Origin of the sequence: Microbacterium sp. NPDC096154 (assembly GCF_040302945.1) — a bacterium.
Classification (GTDB): domain Bacteria; phylum Actinomycetota; class Actinomycetes; order Actinomycetales; family Microbacteriaceae; genus Microbacterium.
Genome location: NZ_JBEOSM010000001.1, coordinates 435,043 through 456,414 on the forward strand (window position 1 = coordinate 435,043; position 21,372 = coordinate 456,414).

Annotated in this window: 21 protein-coding genes and 1 pseudogene; 15 read left to right on the forward strand and 7 right to left on the reverse strand. The window is 71.0% G+C overall.

Annotated features, from left to right (window positions below; translation table 11 throughout):
- Nucleotides 1–24: 24 nt before the first annotated feature.
- On the forward strand, nucleotides 25–930 hold the full coding sequence (locus tag ABTW64_RS02135) for an endonuclease domain-containing protein (RefSeq protein ID WP_350618676.1): 906 nt from the start codon (nucleotides 25–27) through the stop codon (nucleotides 928–930).
- A 45-nt stretch (nucleotides 931–975) separates the two neighbouring features.
- Here the strand turns inward: ABTW64_RS02135 and glpK are convergent, their stop codons facing one another.
- Nucleotides 976–2,475 (reverse strand): glycerol kinase GlpK, encoded by a 1,500-nt coding sequence (gene glpK / locus ABTW64_RS02140; protein WP_350618678.1) that lies wholly within the window; start codon nucleotides 2,473–2,475, stop codon nucleotides 976–978.
- A 44-nt stretch (nucleotides 2,476–2,519) separates the two neighbouring features.
- Between glpK and ABTW64_RS02145 the strand changes: the two are divergent.
- A pseudogene (locus ABTW64_RS02145) lies at nucleotides 2,520–3,851 on the forward strand (glycerol-3-phosphate dehydrogenase/oxidase); the annotation flags it as partial.
- Between the two features lie 303 nt (nucleotides 3,852–4,154).
- On the opposite strand, the gene ffh reads toward ABTW64_RS02145, so the two are convergent.
- Both ffh and ABTW64_RS02155 read right to left on the reverse strand, forming a co-directional pair.
- A complete protein-coding gene (gene ffh / locus ABTW64_RS02150; RefSeq protein ID WP_350618680.1) occupies nucleotides 4,155–5,714 on the reverse strand; it encodes a signal recognition particle protein in 1,560 nt (519 codons plus the stop codon).
- A 47-nt stretch (nucleotides 5,715–5,761) separates the two neighbouring features.
- Nucleotides 5,762–6,214, reverse strand: a complete 453-nt coding sequence (locus ABTW64_RS02155; RefSeq protein ID WP_350618682.1) for an aromatic ring-opening dioxygenase LigA — start codon at nucleotides 6,212–6,214, stop codon at nucleotides 5,762–5,764.
- Between the two features lie 142 nt (nucleotides 6,215–6,356).
- Between ABTW64_RS02155 and lipB the strand changes: the two genes are divergently transcribed.
- Nucleotides 6,357–6,998 carry a lipoyl(octanoyl) transferase LipB gene (gene lipB, locus ABTW64_RS02160; RefSeq protein ID WP_350618684.1) on the forward strand — a complete coding sequence of 214 codons (642 nt, stop codon included), beginning with the start codon at nucleotides 6,357–6,359 and terminating at the stop codon, nucleotides 6,996–6,998.
- Nucleotides 6,995–7,987, forward strand: a complete 993-nt coding sequence (lipA, locus tag ABTW64_RS02165; protein ID WP_350618686.1) for a lipoyl synthase — start codon at nucleotides 6,995–6,997, stop codon at nucleotides 7,985–7,987. Before lipB ends, lipA begins: the two co-directional genes overlap by 4 nt.
- 90 nt (nucleotides 7,988–8,077) lie before the next feature.
- Here lipA and ABTW64_RS02170 read toward each other — a convergent pair whose 3' ends face one another.
- Nucleotides 8,078–8,638 (reverse strand): TetR/AcrR family transcriptional regulator, encoded by a 561-nt coding sequence (locus tag ABTW64_RS02170; protein WP_350618688.1) that lies wholly within the window; start codon nucleotides 8,636–8,638, stop codon nucleotides 8,078–8,080.
- Nucleotides 8,639–8,765: 127 nt separating this feature from the next.
- On the opposite strand from ABTW64_RS02170, the gene ABTW64_RS02175 reads away from it, so the two are divergent.
- From ABTW64_RS02175 to paaZ, 3 genes are read left to right on the forward strand one after another with little or no spacing between them, the layout of a single operon-like run.
- Nucleotides 8,766–9,503 carry an enoyl-CoA hydratase/isomerase family protein gene (locus tag ABTW64_RS02175; RefSeq protein WP_350618690.1) on the forward strand — a complete coding sequence of 246 codons (738 nt, stop codon included), beginning with the start codon at nucleotides 8,766–8,768 and terminating at the stop codon, nucleotides 9,501–9,503.
- A 53-nt stretch (nucleotides 9,504–9,556) separates the two neighbouring features.
- Nucleotides 9,557–10,363 carry a 3-hydroxyacyl-CoA dehydrogenase family protein gene (locus ABTW64_RS02180; protein ID WP_502892292.1) on the forward strand — a complete coding sequence of 269 codons (807 nt, stop codon included), beginning with the start codon at nucleotides 9,557–9,559 and terminating at the stop codon, nucleotides 10,361–10,363.
- Nucleotides 10,364–10,373: 10 nt separating this feature from the next.
- Nucleotides 10,374–12,416 (forward strand): phenylacetic acid degradation bifunctional protein PaaZ, encoded by a 2,043-nt coding sequence (gene paaZ, locus ABTW64_RS02185; RefSeq protein ID WP_350618694.1) that lies wholly within the window; start codon nucleotides 10,374–10,376, stop codon nucleotides 12,414–12,416.
- Between the two features lie 271 nt (nucleotides 12,417–12,687).
- Here the strand turns inward: paaZ and ABTW64_RS02190 are convergent, their stop codons facing one another.
- Genes ABTW64_RS02190 through paaI form a run of 3 tightly spaced genes read right to left on the reverse strand, consistent with a single transcriptional unit; the run spans nucleotide 12,688 to nucleotide 15,292 of the window.
- The gene (locus ABTW64_RS02190) at nucleotides 12,688–13,308 is read right to left on the reverse strand and encodes a TetR/AcrR family transcriptional regulator (protein ID WP_350618696.1); all 621 of its coding nucleotides are present in this window, start codon (nucleotides 13,306–13,308) and stop codon (nucleotides 12,688–12,690) included.
- Nucleotides 13,309–13,334: 26 nt separating this feature from the next.
- A complete protein-coding gene (gene paaK, locus ABTW64_RS02195; RefSeq protein ID WP_502892285.1) occupies nucleotides 13,335–14,672 on the reverse strand; it encodes a phenylacetate--CoA ligase PaaK in 1,338 nt (445 codons plus the stop codon).
- A complete protein-coding gene (gene paaI / locus ABTW64_RS02200; protein ID WP_350618698.1) occupies nucleotides 14,669–15,292 on the reverse strand; it encodes a hydroxyphenylacetyl-CoA thioesterase PaaI in 624 nt (207 codons plus the stop codon). The genes paaK and paaI overlap by 4 nt, the downstream gene beginning before the upstream one ends.
- 145 nt (nucleotides 15,293–15,437) lie before the next feature.
- Here paaI and paaA point away from each other — a divergent pair, with 145 nt between their 5' ends.
- The 8 genes from paaA to ABTW64_RS02240 all read left to right on the forward strand — a co-directional run bounded on the left by paaA (nucleotide 15,438) and on the right by ABTW64_RS02240 (nucleotide 21,161).
- Nucleotides 15,438–16,418 (forward strand): 1,2-phenylacetyl-CoA epoxidase subunit PaaA, encoded by a 981-nt coding sequence (gene paaA / locus ABTW64_RS02205; RefSeq protein WP_350618700.1) that lies wholly within the window; start codon nucleotides 15,438–15,440, stop codon nucleotides 16,416–16,418.
- A 34-nt stretch (nucleotides 16,419–16,452) separates the two neighbouring features.
- The gene (gene paaB, locus ABTW64_RS02210) at nucleotides 16,453–16,758 is read left to right on the forward strand and encodes a 1,2-phenylacetyl-CoA epoxidase subunit PaaB (protein WP_350618702.1); all 306 of its coding nucleotides are present in this window, start codon (nucleotides 16,453–16,455) and stop codon (nucleotides 16,756–16,758) included.
- Complete coding sequence (gene paaC, locus ABTW64_RS02215) at nucleotides 16,755–17,612, forward strand: 1,2-phenylacetyl-CoA epoxidase subunit PaaC (protein ID WP_350618704.1); 858 nt, start codon at nucleotides 16,755–16,757, stop codon at nucleotides 17,610–17,612. Before paaB ends, paaC begins: the two co-directional genes overlap by 4 nt.
- Nucleotides 17,613–17,617: 5 nt before the next feature.
- The gene (paaD, locus tag ABTW64_RS02220) at nucleotides 17,618–18,136 is read left to right on the forward strand and encodes a 1,2-phenylacetyl-CoA epoxidase subunit PaaD (protein WP_350618834.1); all 519 of its coding nucleotides are present in this window, start codon (nucleotides 17,618–17,620) and stop codon (nucleotides 18,134–18,136) included.
- A gap of 17 nt (nucleotides 18,137–18,153) precedes the next feature.
- Entirely contained in the window at nucleotides 18,154–19,272 is a 1,119-nt protein-coding gene (gene paaE, locus ABTW64_RS02225) for a 1,2-phenylacetyl-CoA epoxidase subunit PaaE (RefSeq protein ID WP_350618706.1), read from the forward strand.
- A gap of 36 nt (nucleotides 19,273–19,308) precedes the next feature.
- A complete protein-coding gene (locus tag ABTW64_RS02230; protein WP_350618708.1) occupies nucleotides 19,309–20,082 on the forward strand; it encodes an enoyl-CoA hydratase/isomerase family protein in 774 nt (257 codons plus the stop codon).
- Nucleotides 20,079–20,528, forward strand: coding sequence for a PaaI family thioesterase (locus ABTW64_RS02235; RefSeq protein ID WP_350618710.1), 450 nt, complete (start codon nucleotides 20,079–20,081; stop codon nucleotides 20,526–20,528). The genes ABTW64_RS02230 and ABTW64_RS02235 overlap by 4 nt, the downstream gene beginning before the upstream one ends.
- Before the next feature lie 144 nt (nucleotides 20,529–20,672).
- Nucleotides 20,673–21,161, forward strand: a complete 489-nt coding sequence (locus tag ABTW64_RS02240) for a hypothetical protein (protein ID WP_350618712.1) — start codon at nucleotides 20,673–20,675, stop codon at nucleotides 21,159–21,161.
- Nucleotides 21,162–21,372: the final 211 nt, after the last annotated feature.

A 21,372-nucleotide genomic window follows, 5' to 3' on the forward strand; every position in this document is an offset into this window, starting at 1 on the left:
CGGGCGAGCCGACAGCGTGGGAGCATGCGCCGACCGCAGCCGCTTCCCGGATCCCTGCCCCACGCCTTCACCGTCGCCCGTGCCGACATCGCGGGAGTCAAGCGAGCGCGCCTTCGCGCCTCGGATCTCGCGCGGCCGTTCCACGGGACACGTTCGGTCGGCGAGCTCACCGATCGCGAGCGGCTGCGACTTCTGCTCGACGTGCTGCCTCAGCACGCGCTCGCATGCCGTACGACAGCGGCCGCCGTGCTCGGACTGCCGCTCCCGTGGCGACTCGAGCGCGACGCCTTCGCGCGGCCGGAGATCGCGGTTCCCGCACCGGCGAACCGGATCCGCAGGCCAGAGGTGCGCGGGAGCGCTCTGCGCATGGGACCCGGGGACGTGATGACGCGGGACGGGATCCGCTTGACGTCGCCGGCCCGAACGTGGCTGGATCTGTCGGCCGTGCTCTCCGTGCCTCAACTCGTCGCGGTGACGGATCGGCTGATCGGGCGTCGGCGCCCTCTCCTGGCCGTCGACGAACTGCTCGCGATGAGCACCGCGAACCAGCACGCCGCCGGAGCGGCTCGCCGGGCGGAAGCACTCGTGCTCGCGGACGCGGGCTCCGAGTCGCCGCGAGAGTCGGAGCTGCGGGTGCTCCTGGTCTCCGGCGGGCTGCCTGCACCGGAGGCCAATGTGGTCATCTACGACGGGGCGAGGTTCGTCGCGCGCGTAGACCTCCTCTTCCGGGCGGCGCGTGTGGTGGCCGAGTATCAGGGCGACCACCACCGGGATCGTACGCAGTGGAGTCGGGACGAAATCCGCCGCGCCGAGCTCGAGTCCCTCGGCTACCGGGTGACCTACGTCACCGCGCGCGACTTCGACCGCCCCGACGTCCTCGTCGCTCGCATCCGTCGCCTCCTCAGCGCGGCGCCGCCAAGAAGTGCATGAATGCTTCCGCCGAAGCAGCACTTCTTGGCGAGGCCGCCGTACCGATCAGCGCTCCCAGTCGAACGTGCGCGGGACGGCGTCGCGCCAGCGCGCCAGGCGCGCCGCGCGCTCGGCGTCGGGCATCGCGGGGTGCCAGCGGCGGTCCTCGCGCCACAGCGACCGCAGCTCGTCGAGGCCCGACCAGAAGCCGACCGCGAGGCCCGCCGCGTACGCGGCTCCGAGGGCCGTGGTCTCCGCCACCTCGGGACGAAGCACGGGCACATCCAGGATGTCGGCCTGGAACTGCATCAGCAGGTCGTTCGCGACCATGCCGCCGTCGACACGCAGCTCGTCGAGCGTGATGCCGGCATCCGCGGACACCGCGTCGAGCACCTCCCTCGTCTGGAACGCCACCGACTCGAGCGCCGCACGGGCGATGTGGGCCTTCGTCGCGTAGCGCGTGAGGCCGAGGATCGCGCCACGCGCGTCCGGGCGCCAATGCGGTGCGAACAGGCCCGAGAACGCCGGCACGATCACGACGCCGCCGTTGTCGTCGACGCTCGCCGCCAGACTCTCGACCTCGGGCGCAGAACGGATGATCCCGAGATTGTCGCGGAGCCACTGGATGAGCGATCCCGTCACCGCGATCGATCCCTCGAGCGCGTAGCGAGGCGCATCGTCGCCGCGCCGGTAGGCCACCGTGGTGATGAGTCCGTGCCGGGAGCGCACGATCTCCTCCCCCGTGTTGAAGATGAGGAAGTTGCCCGTGCCGTAGGTGTTCTTCGACTCGCCGCGGTCGAACGCGGCCTGCCCGAACGTCGCCGCCTGCTGGTCGCCCAGGATGCCCGCGATGGGCGTCTCGCGCAGCAGACTGCGCGGCCCGGCCGTGCCGTACACCTCCGACGACGACCGGATGTCCGGCAGCATCGCGCGCGGGACACGGAAGGCTCGCAGCAGGTCGTCGCGCCAGTCGAGCGTGCGCAGATCCATCAGGAGCGTGCGGCTCGCATTGGTGACATCCGTCACGTGCACGCCGCCCCGCGCGCCGCCCGTCAGGTTCCACAGCACCCAGGTGTCGGTCGTGCCGAACAGCAGCTCGCCCGCCTCGGCCCGCTCTCGCGCACCCTCGACGTTGTCGAGGAGCCACGCGATCTTGGTCGCCGAGAAGTACGTCGCCAGCGGCAGGCCGGTGACATCCGCGAACCTGTCCACCCCGCCGTCGGCGGCGAGCTCGTCGACGATCGCCTGCGTGCGCGTGTCCTGCCAGACGATCGCGTTGTGGATGGGACGCCCCGTCGCGCGATCCCATACGACGACCGTCTCGCGCTGGTTGGTGATGCCGACGGCGGCGACGTCATACCGGGTGATGTCGGCCTTCGCCAGCGCCTGCCCGATCGCCTCGCGCGTGTTGGCCCAGATCTCCATCGGGTCGTGCTCCACCCATCCGGCGCGGGGGAAGATCTGGCGGTGCTCGAGCTGACCGACCGCGACCGGGCGGCCGCGCCTGTCGAACACGATCGCCCGCGTGCTGGTGGTTCCCTGGTCGATCGCGACGACGTAGTCCATGGCTCCCTAGGCTAGGGCGTGGAGACCCGCGCGAAGGGAGAGGCATGCAGCAGCCGCTGATCCGGGAGGACGTCGAGGCCGTGCGCACCGCGGCGCGCACGGAGGTGCTGATCATCGGCGGCGGCATCAACGGCATCGCCGCGTTCCGAGATCTGGCTCTGCAGGGCGTCGACGTGCTGCTCGTCGAGCGCGGCGACTTCGCGTCGGGGGCATCCGCTGCATCGAGCCACATGATCCACGGCGGCATCCGCTATCTGGAGAACGGCGAGTTCCGCCTCGTGAAGGAGTCGGTGCAGGAGCGCAACGGCCTGCTCCGCACGGCGCCGCACTATGTGAAGCCGCTGCGCACGACCATCCCGATCTTCTCGACGTTCTCCGGCATCCTGACCGCTCCCCTGCGCTTCCTGACGCATCGCTCGGGCCCGCCCGCCGAGCGCGGGGCGCTGCTCATCAAGGTCGGTCTGACCCTGTACGACGCGTTCTCGGGAGCCGGCCGCGTCGCGCCGCGCCACGCGTTTCACGGGCGTCGGCGCTCACTGCGGCAGCTGCCGGCGCTCAACCCCGCCCTGAAGTACACCGCGACGTACTTCGACGCGTCGATGCACGACCCCGAGCGCCTCGCCCTCGATGTGCTGCGCGATGGGACCGCCGCACATCCGGCCTCGGGCAGCTCCGGAGCGCGCGCGCTCAACTACGTCGAGGCCGTCGGCCGAGACGCCGACCGCGTGGTGCTGCGCGACGTGCTCACCGGCGACGAGTTCCCCGTGGCCGCCGATGCGGTGGTCAACGCCTCCGGCCCGTGGACGGACCTCACCAACGAGGCCCTCGGCACGCCGACCCGCTTCATGGGCGGCACGAAGGGCTCGCACATCGTGCTCGATCACCCCGAGCTGCTCGAGGCGACGCGCGGTCGCGAGATCTTCTTCGAGAACTCCGACGGTCGGATCGTGCTGATCTACCCGCTCAAGGATCGCGTCATGGTCGGCACGACCGACATCGACGCGGATCCGCGCGAGCCCGCCGTGTGCACCGAGGCCGAGGTCGACTACTTCTTCGACCTCATCCGGATCGTCTTCCCCCGGATCCCCGTGGAGCGCTCGCAGATCGTCTACCGGTTCTCCGGCATCCGGCCGCTGCCGCGTCATGAGGACACCGCGCCGGGGTTCGTCTCGCGCGACTACCGCATCGACGTGGACCGCGACTGGGGAGAGCGCGGGGGCGACCGCCCCGTGCCGCTCGTCAGCCTCGTCGGCGGCAAATGGACGACGTTCCGCGCGCTGGGCGAGCACCTCGCCACGACCGTGCTGGACCTGCTGGGGCGGGAGCGTGTGACGGGCACAGCGGGACGGGTGATCGGCGGCGGGAGCGACTACCCGTGATCCGCACGCACCACGGCGGACGCTCGCGGCCATCGCCGACGCACTCGCGCCGCTGCTCGGATGGGATGCCACGGTGCGGGACGCGGAGGTCGGGCGCGTGGCGGCCCTGCTGCGGGATCGCCACGGCGTCGACCTCGACGTGATCGGCGAAGTCACACCGACGCCGTGATGGTGCCGGGCGGGCGCCGCGTGGATCACGCCCGCCACCGCTGCCGCCGAGCGCACACCGCGCCGGTCAGCACCCATCCATCCGGATGCGCCGTCACGCGGCCGGTGTGACCTCGCGACGCGAGATGCGATTCAGCGACCGCCGCCGAACAGCTTCTGGATCTCGGCGAGGTCGGCCTCGCTCGGCGCCTTCTGTCCACCGAGCCCGAACCCGGAACCCGTGGGCTGCGCGGGCGCCGCGGCGAGACCGGCGTTCTCGGCGGCGCGCTTCGCGGGGTTGCCCGACCGCGAGCCGCCCTTCTTCTTGGCCGCCTTGCCCCGCTTCGCCGAGGCACCCGGACGTCCCATGCCGGGCATCGCGCCCATGCCGGGGATGTTCGGCGTGCCGCCGCGCGCCACGGTCTTCATCATCTTGGCCGCCTGCTCGAAGCGGTTCACCAGCTGGTTCACGTCGGTCACGGTCATGCCGGATCCGCGCGCGATGCGCGCCCGGCGCGATCCGTTGAGGATCTTGGTGTTCTGCCGCTCCGCGGGGGTCATCGAGCGGATGATCGCCTCGGTGCGATCGATCTCGCGCTCGTCGAAGTCGTCGAGCTGCTGCTTCATCTGGCCCATGCCCGGCAGCATGCCGAGCATCTTCTTCATCGAGCCCATCTTCTTGAGCTGCTGCATCTGCTCGAGGAAGTCCTCGAGAGTGAACTGGTCCTTCGCGAACTTCTCGGCGACCTTCGCCGCCTCCTCCTCGTCGAAGGCCTGCTGCGCCTGCTCGATGAGGGTCAGGATGTCGCCGAGGTCGAGGATGCGGCTCGCCATGCGGTCGGGGTGGAACGGCTCGAGATCCTCGAGGCCCTCGCCGGTCGACGCGAAGATGATCGGCCGGCCCGTGACCGATGCGACCGACAGCGCGGCACCGCCTCGCGCGTCGCCGTCGAGCTTCGACAGCACGACGCCCGTGAAGTCGACACCCTCCTGGAAGGCCCTGGCCGTGTTGACCGCGTCCTGACCGATCATCGCGTCGATCACGAACAGCACCTCGTCGGGGTTCGTGGCCTTGCGGATGTCGGCGGCCTGCTTCATCAGCTCGGCATCGACGCCGAGGCGACCGGCGGTGTCGATGATGACCACGTCGTGCAGCTTCTGCTTGGCGTACTCGACGCCGTCGCGCGAGACGCGCACGGGGTCTCCGACGCCATTGCCCGGCTCGGGCGCGTAGATCGCGGCGCCGGCGCGCTCTGCGACCACCTGCAGCTGGTTCACGGCATTGGGGCGCTGCAGGTCGGCGGCGACCAGCAGCGGGGTGTGACCGTCCTTCTCCAGCTGACGTGCCAGCTTGCCGGCGAACGTCGTCTTTCCCGAGCCCTGCAGACCCGCGAGCATGATCACGGTCGGCGCGGTCTTGGCGAACTGCAGCCGGCGCTGCTGACCACCGAGGATGCCGACGAGCTCCTCGTTCACGATCTGCACGACCTGCTGGGCGGGGTTGAGCGCGCGATTGACCTCGTCGCCGAGCGCGCGCTCGCGCACCTTCGCCGTGAAGTCCTTGACCACGGTCAGCGCGACATCCGCGTCGAGCAGGGCGCGCCGGATCTCGCGGACCGTGCCGTCGACGTCGGCCGGCGAGAGCTTGCCCTTGGTGCGGAGGTTGCGGAAGGTCTCTGTGAGCCGGTCGGAGAGCGTGCCGAAGGTAGCCATGATGCTGAAGATTCTACCGGCGCCGGGGCGTCAGACCGGCCGGACCGTCACGCCCCGATCGCGGCGCGAGCGCTGGCGACTCGCCGCAGTCCCCAGCCGAGCAGGATCGACAGGATGCCGACGCCGATGGCGAACGCCGCCACGCCGAACGAGACGACCGACGTGAACAGCGAGGCCCGCAGGAACGACGCGTTCATCATGGTCGCGCGCACAGGATCGTCCTGCGCCAGCTCGGCGTACGTCATGCCGCCGCTCGCCTCGAGCGCATGATGCTGGATGGTGTCGGCCTGCACGAACGCGGTGAACGGCCCGGCGACCGTCTGCCCCTGGAACGCCATCGCATCGTCGGGCACGACGATGTTCTCGGCGCGCAGCTGCATCGACACCATCACCCAGATGACGACGCCCGCGACGATCAGCAGAAGTCCGCCGATCATCGCCAGGGTGGCGACGATCCTCGCGCCGCGAAGCCTGTCGACCACCGCATCCGTCGTGCTCATCCTGACCTCCGTCGAGACTCGCTCCCCCGCTGCGGTTCACGCTACGCAGGTGGTCGTCGGCGGGACAAGCCCCCGGGCGCGTCAGCAAGCGCGCATCGGGGCGTATTGTTGGACTCGATCCAACAACGCCGAGAGGATGCCCATGCTCGACATCGTCCCCGTCGGTCTCGCACCGACGTGCGTTCCGTATCGGGAGGGGTGGGACCTGCAGCGGCGGGTGCACGCCGAGGTGCGCTCGGGCGAGCGCTCCGACACCCTGCTGCTGCTCGAGCACGAAGCCGTCTACACGGCGGGCGTGCGGACGCAGCCCGAGGACCTGCCGAACGACGGCACGCCCGTGATCGAGGTCGACCGCGGCGGGCGGATCACGTGGCACGGCCCCGGACAGCTCGTCGGGTATCCCATCGTGAAGCTGCCCGACGCGAACGACGTGGTGGGACACGTGCGCCGCCTCGAACGGGCGCTGATCGCGGCGCTGGCCGAGGTCGGCGTGGCGGGCGTGCAGGTCGAGCGACGCAGCGGCGTATGGGTGGAGCGACCCGACTCGTCGCCCGCGAAGGTCTGCGCCATCGGGGTGCGCGTCGCGGGCGGCGTGACCATGCACGGCTTCGCTCTCAACTGCGACAACCCGCTCGCCCCCTTCGACGCGATCGTGCCCTGCGGCATCGCCGACGCCGGCGTGACCACGCTCACCGAGGTGACCGGCCGCCGGATCGGGCCCCGAGACGTCCTGGAGCCGGTCTCCCACGCCCTGGCCCAGGCCTTCGAGATGGAGAACGCATGACCACCGCGGCCCCCGACGGACGCAAGCTGCTGCGGCTCGAGGTGCGCAACGCGCAGACGCCCATCGAGCGCAAGCCCGAGTGGATCAAGACGGTCGCGAAGCAGGGACCCGAGTACCAGGCGCTCAAGTCGCTCGTGAAGGGCGAGGAGCTGCACACGGTGTGCCAGGAGGCGGGGTGTCCGAACATCTACGAGTGCTGGGAGGACCGCGAGGCGACCTTCCTGATCGGCGGCTCGCAGTGCACGCGGCGCTGCGACTTCTGCCAGATCGACACCGGCAAGCCGGCCGACTACGACACGGACGAGCCGCGTCGGGTCGCCGAGAGCGTGCAGCGGATGGGCCTGCGCTATGCGACAGTCACCAGTGTCGCCCGCGATGACCTGCCCGACACCGGCGCATGGCTGAACGCCGAGACCGTGCGCAGGATCCACGAGCGCAACCCGAACACGGGAGTGGAGCTGCTGGCCAACGAGCACAACGCCGACCCGGAGCTCCTGGGGCAGATCTTCGACGCCCGTCCCGAGGTGTTCGCGCACAACGTCGAGACGGTGCCGCGCATCTTCAAGCGCATCCGGCCCGCGTTCCGGTACGAGCGCTCGCTCGATGTGATCGCCCAGGCGCGGAACGCCGGGCTGATCACGAAGTCGAACCTGATCCTCGGCATGGGTGAGGAGCCGCACGAGGTGATCGAGGCGCTGAAGGATCTGCACGACGCCGGATGCGACATCATCACGATCACGCAGTACCTGCGTCCCTCGCCGCGCCACCTGCCTGTTGCGCGGTGGGTCAAGCCCCAGGAGTTCGTCGAGCTCAAGGCCGAGGCGGAGCGGATCGGCTTCCTCGGTGTGCTGGCGGGACCGCTGGTGCGCTCGTCCTACCGGGCGGGTCGCCTGTGGGCGCAGTCGATGCTCTCCAAGGGCCGCCCGATCCCGCCCCACCTCGCGCACATCGCCGACAGCGCCGAGGCGGGCTTCCTGCAGGCCGTCTGATCACCCTCCGCGACGACACGTGCGCTCAGCGAGCACACGCCTTCTGCGCGTCCAGAGCGCGTGTGCTCGGTGAGAACACGTGTTCTCAGATCAGTCGAGCGGGATGGTCGCGATGGCATCGAGCGCGGCGTCGAGCGTCGCGGCGAGGTCGCTGCGGCCGGGGCCCTGGAGGGCCCAGCGCTCCAGGGCGGCGAGCACCGCACCGCCGTAGGCCGCACCCGCGACCTCCGCGCCCAGAGCATCGACCCCGCGTCGGCGCAGTGCCCGCGCCACGGCGCGCGCGATGCGGGCCCGGCGCAGGGCCGACTCCCGTTCGAGCTCGGGGACCAGCCCCATCGCCTCGGCGTTCGCGTAGGCCAGAGCCAGGGCATCCGGAGCGAAGCGATCGGCGACGCGGCGCACCGCCTCACGCGGCGACAGCGCCGCCAGATCGGCGTCGAGCGCGTCGAGTCGCTCGTCGAGGCCGCCCCACAGCAGCGCGCCCTTCGAGGCGGCGTAGTTGAAGAAGCTCGACCGGCTCACACCGGCGCGCGCCGCGATCTCGGCGATGGACGTCGCGTCGTAGCCCTGCTCGAGGAACAGCTCGCTCGCGGCCTCCGCGAGCATCTCGCGGGAAGACGCCTTGGGGCGTCCGGCGCGGGGGGTGGTCATGGAGCCAGCGTACGGCCGCGTTTGCGCGCCATCGCCGCGCGCCTCTATCCTGACTTCATCACCGACCGTTCGGTCAGGAAATCGACGTGGACGCCACGGCGGACGGTGCGACGAGGAGGTCACCCGGGTGAGTCAGTCCCTGCGCATCGAGGAGCGCGACACGCACGTGCTCGCGACGCTCGACCGGCCCGAGAAGCGCAACGCGATCGATCAGGAGCTGGTGGACGCCCTCCACGAGCTCTGCGCGACTCTCGAAAGCGAGCCGCGCACGCTCGTCCTGACCGGGGCGGGCGGGACGTTCGCGGCGGGCGCCGACATCGCGCAGCTGCGCGAGCGCCGCGCCGACGACGCCCGCGCCGGCATCAACACGCGCTGCTTCGCGCGCATCCGGTCCCTGCCCATGCCCGTGATCGCGGTCGTCGACGGCTATGCCCTCGGCGGCGGGGCGGAGCTGGCGTACGCCGCCGACATCCGCATCGGCACTCCCTCGCTCAAGATCGGCAACCCCGAGACGGGGCTCGGCATCATCGCCGCCGCGGGCGCCACGTGGCGGCTGCGGGAGATCGTCGGCGAGCCGCTGGCCGCCGAGATCCTGCTGACCGGTCGCGTGCTCGGCGCCGACGAGGCGCTCGCCGCGGGGCTCGTCACGCGCGTGCTCGAACCGGACGAGGCGCGGGACGAGGCCGCGCGCATCGCCGCGCGCATCGCGGCGCTCGACCCGGCCGCGACACAGGCGACCAAGCGCGCGCTGCTGGCGCCCCGCGACGCACATCCCGCGATCGACCTGGAGGAGCAGGCGGTGCTGTTCGAGAGCCCCGAGAAGATGCGCAGGATGACCGCTTTCCTCGAGAGGAAGAAGAAGTGAGCGCGCACATCCCCCATACCCCCGCCCGCGTCGGCGTGCTCGGCGGAGGGCGCATGGGCAGCGGCATCGCGCACGCCTTCCTGCTCGCCGGCTCCGACGTCACAGTGGTCGAGCGTGACCAGGATGCCGCGAGCGCGGCCGAGGCGCGCATCGCCGAGAGCGTCGACCGCTCGCTCTCCCGCGGCTTCGACGGCAACGCGGCCGAGCTGCGCAGCCGATTGACGGTCGCGACCGACGCGGCGGCGTTCGGGCTGCACGGGCTCGTGATCGAAGCCGTGCCGGAGGATCTCGACCTCAAGGTGGAGGCGCTCGCGCGGGTCGAGGCGCAGCTCGCGTCCGACGCGGTGATCGCATCGAACACCTCGTCGATCCCGCTGGCGCGCCTGGCTGAAGCGCTCGAGCGACCCGAGCGCCTGATCGGTCTGCACTTCTTCAATCCCGTGCCGGCCTCGGCTCTCGTGGAGATCGTGGTGGGCGCACAGACATCCGGAGAGCTTCCCGCGATGGCGCGCGGCTGGGTCGAGGCACTGGGCAAGACACCGATCACCGTCGCGGACTCCCCCGGGTTCGCGTCGAGCCGGCTCGGCGTCGCGATCGCGCTGGAGGCCATCCGGATGGTGGAGGACGGGGTCGCGAGCGCCGCCGACATCGACCTGGCGATGGAGCTCGGGTACCGGCACCCCACGGGACCGCTCAAGACGACCGACATCGTCGGACTCGACGTGCGCCTGGGCATCGCCGAGCAGCTCGAGCGCGAGCTCGGGCCCCGCTTCGCCCCGCCGCGGCTCCTGCGCGACATGGTCGCCGAGGGGCACCTCGGGCGGAAGTCGGGGCGCGGCTTCTACGAGTGGAACGACTGAGGAGACGGACATGACCCGCATGCTGCAGAGCTACGTGCAGGACGCCTGGTGGCAGCCGGCAGTCGGCACCGCCGGCGCCGAGGTGCGCGACGCGTCGACCGGCGAGATCGTGGCGACCGTGTCGAGCGACGGCCTGGATCTGGGGGCGGTGCTCGAGCACGGCCGCACCGTCGGACAGGCGAGCCTCGGCGCGCTCACCTTCCACCAGCGGGCCGTGCTGCTGAAGCAGATGGCGCTCGCCCTGCAGGAGCGCAAGGACGAGCTGTACGAGCTGTCCTACCGCACCGGCGCCACGAAGGCCGATTCGTGGGTCGACGTCGAGGGCGGCATCGGCGTGCTGTTCACCTACTCCGGCAAGGGGCGACGCGAGCTGCCGAACGCCACGGTGCAGCTCGACGGGCCCCTGGAGATCCTTGCGAAGGACGGGTCGTTCCTCGGCCGGCACATCCGCACGACCCTGCCGGGCGTCGCCGTGCAGATCAACGCGTTCAACTTCCCCGTCTGGGGTCCGCTCGAGAAGCTGGCTCCGGCCTTCCTCGCCGGCATGCCGACCGTCATCAAGCCGGCGACACCGACGGCGTACGTGACCGAGCATCTGGTGCGCATCCTGGTCGAGTCGGGGCTGCTTCCGGGCGGCGCGGTGCAGCTGGTCAGCGGTTCGGTGCGCGAGCTGTTCGACCACACGCGCCTGGGCGACGTCGTGTCGTTCACCGGCTCGGCGTCGACCGCCGACACCCTGCGGCGCCACGACGCCGTGCAGAAGGGGGGCGTGATCTTCAACGCCGAGACCGACTCGATCAACGCGTCCGTGCTGGGGCCGGATGCCACCCCGGGCACCCCGGAGTTTGACGCGTATGTGCGCCAGCTGGTGACCGAGATGACCGCCAAGGCGGGGCAGAAGTGCACCGCCATCCGCCGAGCGATCGTGCCGGCGGCGGTGGCCGACGACGTGGCTGCGGCGGTGCGCGACCGGATCGCCGCGAAGGTGACCGTCGGCGACCCGCGGGCCGAGGGCGTCACGATGGGCGCCCTCGCATCGCTCGAGCAGCGTGAGGAGGTGCTGCGTCAGGTGCGGGCCCTGGTCGAGGGCGGCGGCGAGGTCGTGCTCGGCTCGCTCGAGGCGCCCGACGGCGACGGCGCGTTCCTGTCGCCGATCCTGCTGCGCTTCGCCGACGCCACCGCGCCGCGGGCGCACGACACGGAGGCCTTCGGACCGGTGTCATCACTGCTGACCTATGAGACGCCCGAGCAGGCGGCCGATCTGGTCGTGCGCGGCGGCGGCTCGCTCGTGACCAGCGTGGCCTCGGCCGACCCGGCCTTCGTGGCAGGCCTGACCCGCCGCGTCGCGTCGGCCAACGGCCGCATGCTGCTGCTCGACCGCGACGACGCCCGGTCGTCCACCGGCCACGGCTCCCCGCTGCCGATGCTCGTGCACGGCGGGCCTGGTCGCGCCGGCGGCGGCGAGGAGCTGGGCGGCATCCGGAGCGTGTTCCACTACATGCAGCGCACCGCGATTCAGGGCTCCCCCGAGATGCTCACCGCCGTGACCGGCGTGTGGCACACGGGCGCGAGCGCCCACGACGACGGCGTGCACCCGTTCCGCAAGTCGCTCGACGAGCTGCGGATCGGCGACCGCGTGGTGTCGGCCGAGCGAGAGGTCACGCTGGCCGACATCGAGCACTTCGCCGAGTTCACGGGCGACACGTTCTACGCGCACATGGACGAGGGCGCAGCCGCCGCCAACCCGTTCTTCCCTGGGCGCGTCGCGCACGGCTACCTGCTGGTCTCCTTCGCCGCCGGGCTGTTCGTCGATCCCGAGCCCGGCCCGGTGCTGGCCAACTACGGCCTCGAGAACCTGCGCTTCCTCACCCCGGTCTCCCCCGGCGACCGCATCCGCGTCACGCTCACGGCCAAGCAGATCATCCCGCGCGAGACCGACGAGTACGGCGAGGTGCACTGGGACGCGGTGCTGACGAACCAGGACGGCGACACGGTGGCGACCTACGATGTGCTGACCCTGGTGTCGAAGTCGCCGGTTCCGGCGCTCACCTGAGCCGACCCGACGCGAGCCGAACGACGGATCGGATCGCCGGATCCGATCTGTCGTTCGACCGCCGCGATGCGAGGTCCGGTCGGATCGAACAGGGCACTGCCGCCGATGAAGTCGTGCGGCGCGCCCACCAGGCCGGCGAACAGGAGCGGCCGATGGCGAAGCTCTTTGCCTCGAGCTGTCGCCATGAACCGACGACGTGAGGCAATCGTTGCGCGCCTTGCCCGGGAATGTCGCTGTGAAGCGACGACTCGGGGCAACGGTCAGCCCGCGCTCAGCGGTAATCCCGCGACTCGCTGACGCGCAGGCCGCTGCGCACGAACGCGACGACCGCCTTCGCGAGCTCGTCCGGGGTCATCGGGCCGTCGGGGCGGTACCACTCGACGAGCGAGTTGACGAGACCGAAGGTGAGGCGCTCGGCGACGCCCGGGTCCATGTCCTCGCGCAGCGCCCCCTCGTCACGCGCGAGCTCGAACAGGCGGCGCAGGCGCTGATCGAACGCGCGGCGGCGCTCCATGGCGTGGCGCTGGGCATCGGTGTTGCCGCGCAGCCGCAGCAGCAGCGTGAGGTAGGGCTGCTGCTCGCACGCCACGCGCACGGCCCCGCGCAGGACGTGCCGGATGCGCAGGTCGGCGGGGCCCTCGGTCGCCTGGGGCGAGTCGAACACCTGCTCGAGCGCGCCGAGAGCCTTCTCGAGCGCGAGCTCGAGCATCTCCTCCTTCGAGGAGAAGTGGTGGTACACGGCCGACTTCGACAGCCCGAGCCGCTGCGCGATGATGCCGAGTGAGGTCGCGTCGTATCCGTGATCGTTGAACGCCGCCACGATCACCGCGAGCATGCCGTCGCGGTCATACCCCGGGCGGCCCCGCCGCGGTGCCTCGGTGGTCGTCGTCACTCGTCCATCCTGCCGCAGGTGACCCGTCACGCCCGCGCGCGCAGGTCGTAGACGCGCTTGTACTTGCCCTCGGAGCGCGGCAGTGACCCGGTCGGCACGATCTCGACGCCGACCGTCGTGCCGATGCGCTCCTTGACGCGCGCCTGCAGGATCTTCGCGGCCGCCTCGCTGGTGGCGCGCTCGATGCCGGGCGTGCACTCGATCTTGACGGTGAGCTCGTCCATCCGGCCCCGCTTGGTGAGCTCCAGGATGAAGTGCGGCGTGAGGTGCTCGATCTCGAGCGCGATCTCCTCGATCTGCGTCGGGAAGAGGTTCACGCCGCGCAGGATGATCATGTCGTCGTTGCGGCCGGTGATCTTCTCGATGCGGCGCATCGCAGGATATGCCGTGCCCGGCATGAGCCGGGTGAGGTCCCGCGTCCGGTACCGGATGACGGGGAACGCCTCCTTGGTGAGGGTGGTGAACACGAGCTCCCCGCGCTCGCCCTCGGCCACGCGTCGCAGGTCGTCGCCGATGATCTCGGGCAGGAAGTGGTCTTCCCACACGTGCGGGCCATCCTGCGTCTGTACGCTCTCCTGACCGACGCCGGGCCCCATCACCTCGGACAGGCCGTAGATGTCGACCGCCTTCAGGTTCATGCGGCGCTCGAGCTCATGACGCATCTCGTTGGTCCACGGCTCGGCGCCGCAGATCGCGACCTTGAGCGACGTCTGCCGCGGGTCGAGGCCCTGCTCCTCGAACGCGTCCGCGATCGTGAGCAGGTAGCTCGGCGTGCACATGATCGCGTCGGGTTCGAAGTCGCGGATCAGCTGCACCTGACGCGCTGTCTGACCCCCCGACACCGGGATCACCACGCACCCGAGGCGCTCGATGCCGGCGTGCGCCCCGAGGCCGCCCGTGAACAGCCCGTACCCGTAGGCGTTGTGCACCTTCCAGCCCGGCTGCACCCCCGCCGCGCGCAGCGACCGGGCGATCAGATCGGCCCAGCGGTCGAGGTCGCCCTCGGTGTATCCGACGACCGTCGGTCGCCCCGTGGTGCCCGATGACGCATGGATCCGTCGCACGTCGGCCATCTCGACCGCGAACATGCCGAACGGATAGCTCTGCCGCAGGTCCTCCTTGGTCGTGAACGGCAGCTTCTCTATGTCGGCGAGCGAGCGGATGTCGTCCGGATGCACGCCGGCGGCGTCGAACTTGTCGCGGTACAGGGCCACGTTGTCGTACGCGTGACGCACGGTCCACTGCAGCCGCTCGAGCTGCAGCGCCTCCAGCGCGGCACGGTCCATCGTCTCAGGATCGGCGGCCGCAGCGGGCGGAGCCGTGTGCCGCTGACGTGCGGCGTCATCGACCAGGATGTCGGTCATCGGGACTCCTTATCGGTCTCGGAGGGAGCGTCGGCCTCGGAGGGAGCGTCGGTCTCGGAGGGAGCGTCGGACTCGGAGGGAGCGTCGGTCTCGGAGGGAGCGTCGGACTCGGAGGGAGCGTCGGTCTCGGAGGGAGCGTCGGACTCGGAGCGCGTCGCGGTAGCCGGGCGCGCGGGGATCGCGCGGGAGCGCCCCCGGAACTCGGCGACGGCCCGCCCCTGTGCATCGGCCACGCTGATGTCGTAGATGCCGTTGCGACCGCCGATCCAGCGGCGCACGGCCGTGGCGGTCAGTCGGTCGCCGACGTGCGTGGCCCGCAGGAAGGTGATGTCGGCCGCCTGCGCGACCACCATGTCGGCGCCTTCGTTGCACGCGTAGGCGAACGCCGTGTCTGCCAGCGTGAACACCATGCCGCCGTGCGTGATGCCGAAGCCGTTGGCCATCCAGTCGCGCACGGTCATCGTCAGCACCGCGCGACCCGGCTCGAGCTCGACGATGTCGATGCCGAAATGCTGCTTGGTGTAGTCGGTGGCGGGCATCGTGGTCGCGCGCCAGGCGGGATCGGGCGCGATCGCGTCCTCGAGGGTTTGGGCCTCTGTCTCCAGCTGATCCGGGGTCATGCACGCTCCATCGCGTCGGGCGGGCCGGCGTCGTCGCCGGTTGCGGGTCATCCGCGGCCGAGTATACTCACTGAATGTTCGGTCAGTAATTATTTCGGTCGAACGATCCGCGATCCGCACGCGACAAGTGGCGAGGAGGCCAGCGATGTCGACGACGACCGTCGCCCCCGAAGATCTCGAGGCCCAGCAGCGCGAGGCCCAGGAGCAGTTCGACGCGCTCATCGAAGCCGACCAGCGCATCGAGCCGCGCGACTGGATGCCCGAGGGCTACCGCCGCACGCTGATCCGCCAGATCTCGCAGCACGCGCACTCCGAGGTCATCGGGATGCAGCCGGAGGCCAACTGGATCACGCGCGCGCCGAGCCTCAAGCGCAAGGCCATCCTGATGGCCAAGGTGCAGGACGAGGCGGGCCACGGCCTCTACCTCTACTCGGCCGCGCAGACGCTGGGCATCACGCGCGATGAGATGACGCAGCAGCTGATCGACGGCAAGGCCCGGTACTCGTCGATCTTCAACTACCCCACGCCGACGTGGGCCGACATGGGCGCGATCGGCTGGCTGGTCGACGGAGCAGCGATCTGCAACCAGGTGCCGCTGTGTCGCGCGTCGTACGGCCCCTACGGTCGGGCGATGGTGCGCATCTGCAAGGAGGAGTCGTTCCACCAGCGTCAGGGATTCGAGATCCTGCTCGAGCTGTCGCAGGGCACCCCCGAGCAGAAGCAGATGGCGCAGGATGCCGTGAACCGCTGGTACTGGCCCTCGATCATGATGTTCGGCCCGCCCGACGACAACTCGCCGAACTCCGCGCAGTCGATGAAGTGGAAGATCAAGCGCTTCTCGAACGACGAGCTGCGCTCCCGATTCGTCGGCATGCTCGTGCCGCAGTTCGAGGCCCTGGGGCTCGAATGCCCCGACAAGGACCTGCACTTCGACGAGGAGAAAGGTCAGTGGGTCACCGGCCCCATCGACTGGGACGAGTTCATGGCGGTGCTCGATGGCCGCGGCCCGATGAACAGCCACCGCCTGCGGCACCGCCGCGAGGCGCACGAGAACGGTGCGTGGGTGCGCGAGGCCGCGGCCGCGTATGCGCGCAAGCAGGCCGAGAAGGCCCGCTTCGCGGCCTGACCCGCACCTGACCGAACGGATCGAGGAGACGAAGATGTCGACCCCCGGCGAATCCCCCGCTGAGACCTGGCCCCTGTGGGAGGTGTTCGTGCGCGCCAACCGCGGCCTGAGCCACGTGCACGTCGGATCGCTGCACGCGCCCGACGAGCAGATGGCGCTGCGCAACGCCCGCGACCTCTATACGCGCCGCAACGAGGGCGTGTCGATCTGGGTCGTACCCGCCGCCGCCATCACGACCAGCGATCCCGACGCCAAGGGCGCGTTCTTCGAGTCGCCGGCCGGCAAGAACTACCGCCACGCGGTGTACTACACGCGCGCCGAGGGGGTGAAGCACCTGTGAGCGCCGACGTCGAACTCGACCACGGCGCCGACCACCACGGCGCCGACCATCATGGCGACGTCGAGGTCGACGCCCTCGACCTCGCCGACGAGCTGCCGGGCGCCGGCGGGCTGGCGACGCCGGATGTCGCGGAGTACGCGATGCGCCTCGGCGACGACGCGCTCATCCTGTCGCAGCAGCTGGGCTGGTGGATCTCGCGCGCGCCCGAGCTCGAGGAGGACCTGGCGCTCGGCAACATCGCGCTCGACCTGCTGGGCCACGCACGCGCCCTGCTGCGGTACGCCGGCACGGCGTTCGGACGCAGCGAGGACGACCTCGCGTACTGGCGCGACGAGCCGGAGTTCCGCTGCTGCTGGCTGGTGCAGCAGCCCAACGGCGACTTCGCCGACACGATCGCACGGCAGCTGGCGTTCTCGGCCTACCAGGTCGAGCTCTACGACGCTCTGAGCCGCAGCACCGACGAGAGCCTGCGGGCGATCGCCGACAAGGCCGTGCGCGAGGTCTCGTACCACCGCGACCACGCGGTGCAGTGGACGCTGCGCCTGGCCGGCGGCACCGATGAGTCGCGCCGTCGCATCGTGCGCGCGCTGGACGATCTGTGGCCGTACGTCGACGAGCTGTTCCAGGACGACCCGCTGATCGAGCGCCTCGGCGACGCCGCCGCGCGCCCCTCCGCACTGCGCGAGGCCTTCGACGCGACGATCGACGCCGTCTTCGCCGAGGCCGAGCTCGAGCGCCCGACCGTCAAGCCCGCCATGGCGGAGGGCCGCCAGGGGCGCCACACGACGCACCTCGGCTACCTTCTGGCCGAGATGCAGTGGCTGGCACGCCGTCATCCCGGAGCGACGTGGTGACCCTCATGCAGACCGACACGACCGGCATCCGTCCGACCGACGAGGCGTCAGCCGCGGCCTGGGACATCGCGGCGCGGGTCGCCGACCCCGAGGTGCCGGTGCTCACGATCGAGGACCTCGGCGTGCTGCGCTCGGTGCACTCGGACGGTCGACGCGTGCAGGTCGTCCTGACGCCCACCTACTCGGGATGCCCCGCGATCGAGCAGATGCGCGACGATGTCATCCTGCAGCTGACGGCCGCGGGCTACGAGCGCGTCGACGTGGCGTTCACGCTGTCGCCGGCGTGGACGACCGACTGGATGAGCGACGCCGGCAAGCAGAAGCTCGAGCGCTACGGCATCGCGCCGCCCAACGGCACGGCGCCCGTGCGGCGTGGACCGCTTCCCGTCAGCCTCGGCGTCAAATGCCCGCGCTGCCAGTCGCTGCGCACGCGCGAGGTCTCGCGCTACGGCTCGACATCGTGCAAGGCCCTCTATGAGTGCCTCGCGTGCCAGGAGCCGTTCGACTTCTTCAAGGTGCACTGAGATGGAGACGCACTGACATGGCCGCGACGAACATCGGCGCGCCCGCCAAGAAGCGCGCCTCCTTCCACACGCTGCGCGTGCAGGATGTGCGCCCCCTGACGCCCACGAGCGTCGAGGTGACGTTCGAGGTGCCCCCCGAGCTCGAGAACGAGTACCGCTACCTGCCGGGGCAGTACCTCGCGCTGCGCGCCCACATCGAAGGCCAGGAGGTGCGCCGGTCGTACTCGATCTGCCGCCCGCCCTCCCCGGGGCGCATCTCGGTCGCGGTCAAGCGCGACGACCACGGCCTGTTCTCGCCCTGGGTGCATACGGCCCTCGCGCCGGGCGACCAGCTCGACGTGATGAGCCCGCAGGGCACGTTCACGTCGAACCTCGACGAGCTCGAGGGACGCCACGTGGTCGGCATCGCGGCCGGATCGGGCATCACGCCCGTGATCACGATGGCGCACCGCATCCTCGAGGGCAGCGCCACGGGCCGCTTCACACTCCTCTACACCAACCGCTCGTCGCTCGACGTGATGTTCGTGGAGGAGCTCGCCGACCTCAAGGACCGCTTCCCCGACCGCCTCGCGCTGCACCACGTGCTGTCTCGTGAGCAGCGCACCGCTCCGGTGCTGTCGGGGCGTCTCGACGAGCAGAAGCTGCGCACCATCCTCACCTCGCTCATCCCGGTGCACACGGTCGACGAGTGGGCGCTGTGCGGGCCGTTCGAGCTGGTGCAGCTGTGCCGCGACCTGCTCGATCAGTTCGGTGTGGATCCGCAGCACGTGCGGTTCGAGCTGTTCACGACCGGAGAGCCCGGCGAGGCCGCGCCGCCGCGCGGACGTCCCGTGCAGATCGAGGCGGGCGAGAAGACATACCGCATCGACTTCACGCTCGACGGCACGTCGGCGTCGGTCGAGAGCCCCGTCAGCGCGAACGAGTCCATCCTGAACGCGGCGCTGCGCGTGCGCTCGGACGTTCCGTTCGCGTGCGCCGGCGGGGTGTGCGGAACGTGCCGGGCGCGTGTGCTCGACGGCAGCGTGAGCATGGGCGAGAACTACGCCCTCGAGCCGGATGAGATCGAGCGCGGCTACGTGCTCACGTGCCAGTCGCACCCCACATCCGACCGCGTCGTCGTCGACTACGACGTCTGACCCGCGGCTGCTGAGCCGCCCGAACAGGAGAACCGGATGATCGACCTGACGATCGACGACGGCGTCGCCGAGATCGCTCTGAACGCCCCCGACCGGCTCAACGCGCTGGGTCCCCAGGATCTCGACGACCTCGGCGACGCGTACGCTGAGGCCGAAGCCGCCGGCGCACGCGCGCTCGTGTTGCGCGGCGAGGGGCGCGCGTTCTGCGCCGGGCGCGACATCTCGCACGTCGATCCGCGCGACGACGATGTGCTCGGCTACCTCGATGAGCGCGTGGAGCCGCTGATGAAGCGGATGAGCGCATTCCCCGCGCCGACCTTCGCCGCTGCGCAGGGCGCCTGCCTGGGCGTCGGACTCGGCCTGCTGATCGCGACGGATGTGGTCTACGTGGCCGAGTCGGCCAGGATCGGCAGCCCGTTCGCGAACCTCGGGGCGACGCTCGACTCCGGCGGACACGCGCTGTTCTTCGAGCGGCTCGGCGCGCACCGCACGCTCGACCTCATCTACTCGGGACGCCTCATGTCCGGCGCCGAGGCCGTCGCGCTCGGCCTCTTCTCGCGCGCTGTGGCCGACGACGAGCTGCTCGACGTCACCCGCGCCGCAGCCGCGCACGCCGCGCAGGGCGCGACGCAGGCCTTCCTCGCCTCCAAGCGGCTCGTCGCGGCGCTGCGCGACGATCGCCTCGGGCTGTGGCGGTCGATGGGCGACGAGAGCCGCGCCCAGGCCGCCCTGTGCGACACCGACGACTACCGGGAGGGCTTCGCCGCTTTCCAGGAGAAGCGCACGCCGGTCTTCGGAGGCCGCGCATGAGCGACCGGCAGCAGACCGGACCGCAGCGGGCCGAGGGCAACTACGTGGCGCAGCAGGGCCCCGGCGAGCTGGCCGAGCGCATGGGCATCGAGTTCCTCGAGCTCACGGTCGAGCGCTCGGTCGCGCGTATGCCCGTCGCGGGGAACCGCCAGTCGGTCGGCTTCGTGCACGGCGGGGCGTACGTCGTGCTGGGCGAGTCCCTCGGCTCCGTCGCGGCCAATCTGCACGCGGGCCCGGGACGGCTCGCGGTCGGGGTGGACATCAACGCGACCCACACGCGCTCGGCGACCTCGGGCCACGTCACCGGCGTGTGCACGCCGGTGCATCTGGGCCGCTCGATCGCCGTGCACGAGATCGTGATCACCGACGACGAGGGGCGCCGGTGCTCGACGGTGCGCATCACCAACCACATCAAGGACATGCCCGCGCACGCGACGCGCTCCTGACCGCGTGCGACCGGCGTGCACGTCCGGAGGTGCGCACAGCTCAGGCGACCGCACATCTCAGGGAACCCGCACCACCCGGGATCCTGAGCCGTGCAGTTCTCCGCAGCCGCGCACGTGCGGCACCCGCGCCACTACGCTTCGGGCATGCGCTCCCCCACCCTCGCGCCCGTCTTCTTCGCGACGATCGCCGTCCTCGCGCTGAGCGGATGCACGCCGGCCCCGGCCGCACCCGATCCGGATGAGCTCCGCGCGTGGCAGAACGATCGTTCCGGGCTCGAAGAGGGCCCCGGGGTGCTCGGCGCCATGACGGGCGGCGCAGCACCGACGGATGCAGCGCCGACGGATGCGCCGCCGGACCAGCCGCACGGAACGACCATGGCGTTCGCGAGCGACGTCGACATCGACTCCGTCGACGTCACCTGCTTCGGAGAGGCGCGCATCTCGGTCGAGGTGGAGTTCACCGGGGCGTCGTCGGGGCGCACCGTCGGCGGCGAGGGGGTCCCGTGCGCCGACGGCACCTTCACGGCGGAGAACCCGCTGAGCGGTCGCACGTTCACCGTGCGCGTGGACGTCTACGACGCGGATGTGGAGACCGCGTGGCGTGCGATCGTGCGGGGCGCCGAGGCCGGCTGACGCGCGAGCGGCCGCTCGGCGCCCGGCTGCCCGGTCCGCATCGAGCCCCTGCACGCCGCGCGGAGATCTGCACCCGCCCGGAGCCCAGCGAGCAGGTGCGTCCGCATCCGGGCCGACCTCCGCATCCGGGCCGACCTCCGCCGTCCGGGCAGGAGCGCTCACCGGACGCGGCGCCGGCGTCGCCACGCGACGGTATTCTTGGACGCAGTCC

Bases quoted from the DNA above. Each gene is read 5' to 3' on its own strand.
- lipB (WP_350618684.1), top strand. From the start codon at position 6,357: ATGCTCGACATCGTCCCCGTCGGTCTCGCACCGACGTGCGTTCCGTAT.
- ABTW64_RS02235 (WP_350618710.1), top strand. From the start codon at position 20,079: ATGAGCGACCGGCAGCAGACCGGACCGCAGCGGGCCGAGGGCAACTAC.
- ffh (WP_350618680.1), bottom strand. From the start codon at position 5,714: ATGGCTACCTTCGGCACGCTCTCCGACCGGCTCACAGAGACCTTCCGC.
- paaA (WP_350618700.1), top strand. From the start codon at position 15,438: ATGTCGACGACGACCGTCGCCCCCGAAGATCTCGAGGCCCAGCAGCGC.
- paaI (WP_350618698.1), bottom strand. From the start codon at position 15,292: ATGACCCCGGATCAGCTGGAGACAGAGGCCCAAACCCTCGAGGACGCG.
- ABTW64_RS02135 (WP_350618676.1), top strand. From the start codon at position 25: ATGCGCCGACCGCAGCCGCTTCCCGGATCCCTGCCCCACGCCTTCACC.
- paaB (WP_350618702.1), top strand. From the start codon at position 16,453: ATGTCGACCCCCGGCGAATCCCCCGCTGAGACCTGGCCCCTGTGGGAG.
- ABTW64_RS02240 (WP_350618712.1), top strand. From the start codon at position 20,673: ATGCGCTCCCCCACCCTCGCGCCCGTCTTCTTCGCGACGATCGCCGTC.
- paaZ (WP_350618694.1), top strand. From the start codon at position 10,374: ATGACCCGCATGCTGCAGAGCTACGTGCAGGACGCCTGGTGGCAGCCG.
- ABTW64_RS02230 (WP_350618708.1), top strand. From the start codon at position 19,309: ATGATCGACCTGACGATCGACGACGGCGTCGCCGAGATCGCTCTGAAC.
- ABTW64_RS02170 (WP_350618688.1), bottom strand. From the start codon at position 8,638: ATGACCACCCCCCGCGCCGGACGCCCCAAGGCGTCTTCCCGCGAGATG.
- ABTW64_RS02180 (WP_502892292.1), top strand. From the start codon at position 9,557: ATGGGCAGCGGCATCGCGCACGCCTTCCTGCTCGCCGGCTCCGACGTC.
- glpK (WP_350618678.1), bottom strand. From the start codon at position 2,475: ATGGACTACGTCGTCGCGATCGACCAGGGAACCACCAGCACGCGGGCG.
- lipA (WP_350618686.1), top strand. From the start codon at position 6,995: ATGACCACCGCGGCCCCCGACGGACGCAAGCTGCTGCGGCTCGAGGTG.
- paaK (WP_502892285.1), bottom strand. From the start codon at position 14,672: ATGACCGACATCCTGGTCGATGACGCCGCACGTCAGCGGCACACGGCT.
- paaD (WP_350618834.1), top strand. From the start codon at position 17,618: ATGCAGACCGACACGACCGGCATCCGTCCGACCGACGAGGCGTCAGCC.
- ABTW64_RS02155 (WP_350618682.1), bottom strand. From the start codon at position 6,214: ATGAGCACGACGGATGCGGTGGTCGACAGGCTTCGCGGCGCGAGGATC.
- paaE (WP_350618706.1), top strand. From the start codon at position 18,154: ATGGCCGCGACGAACATCGGCGCGCCCGCCAAGAAGCGCGCCTCCTTC.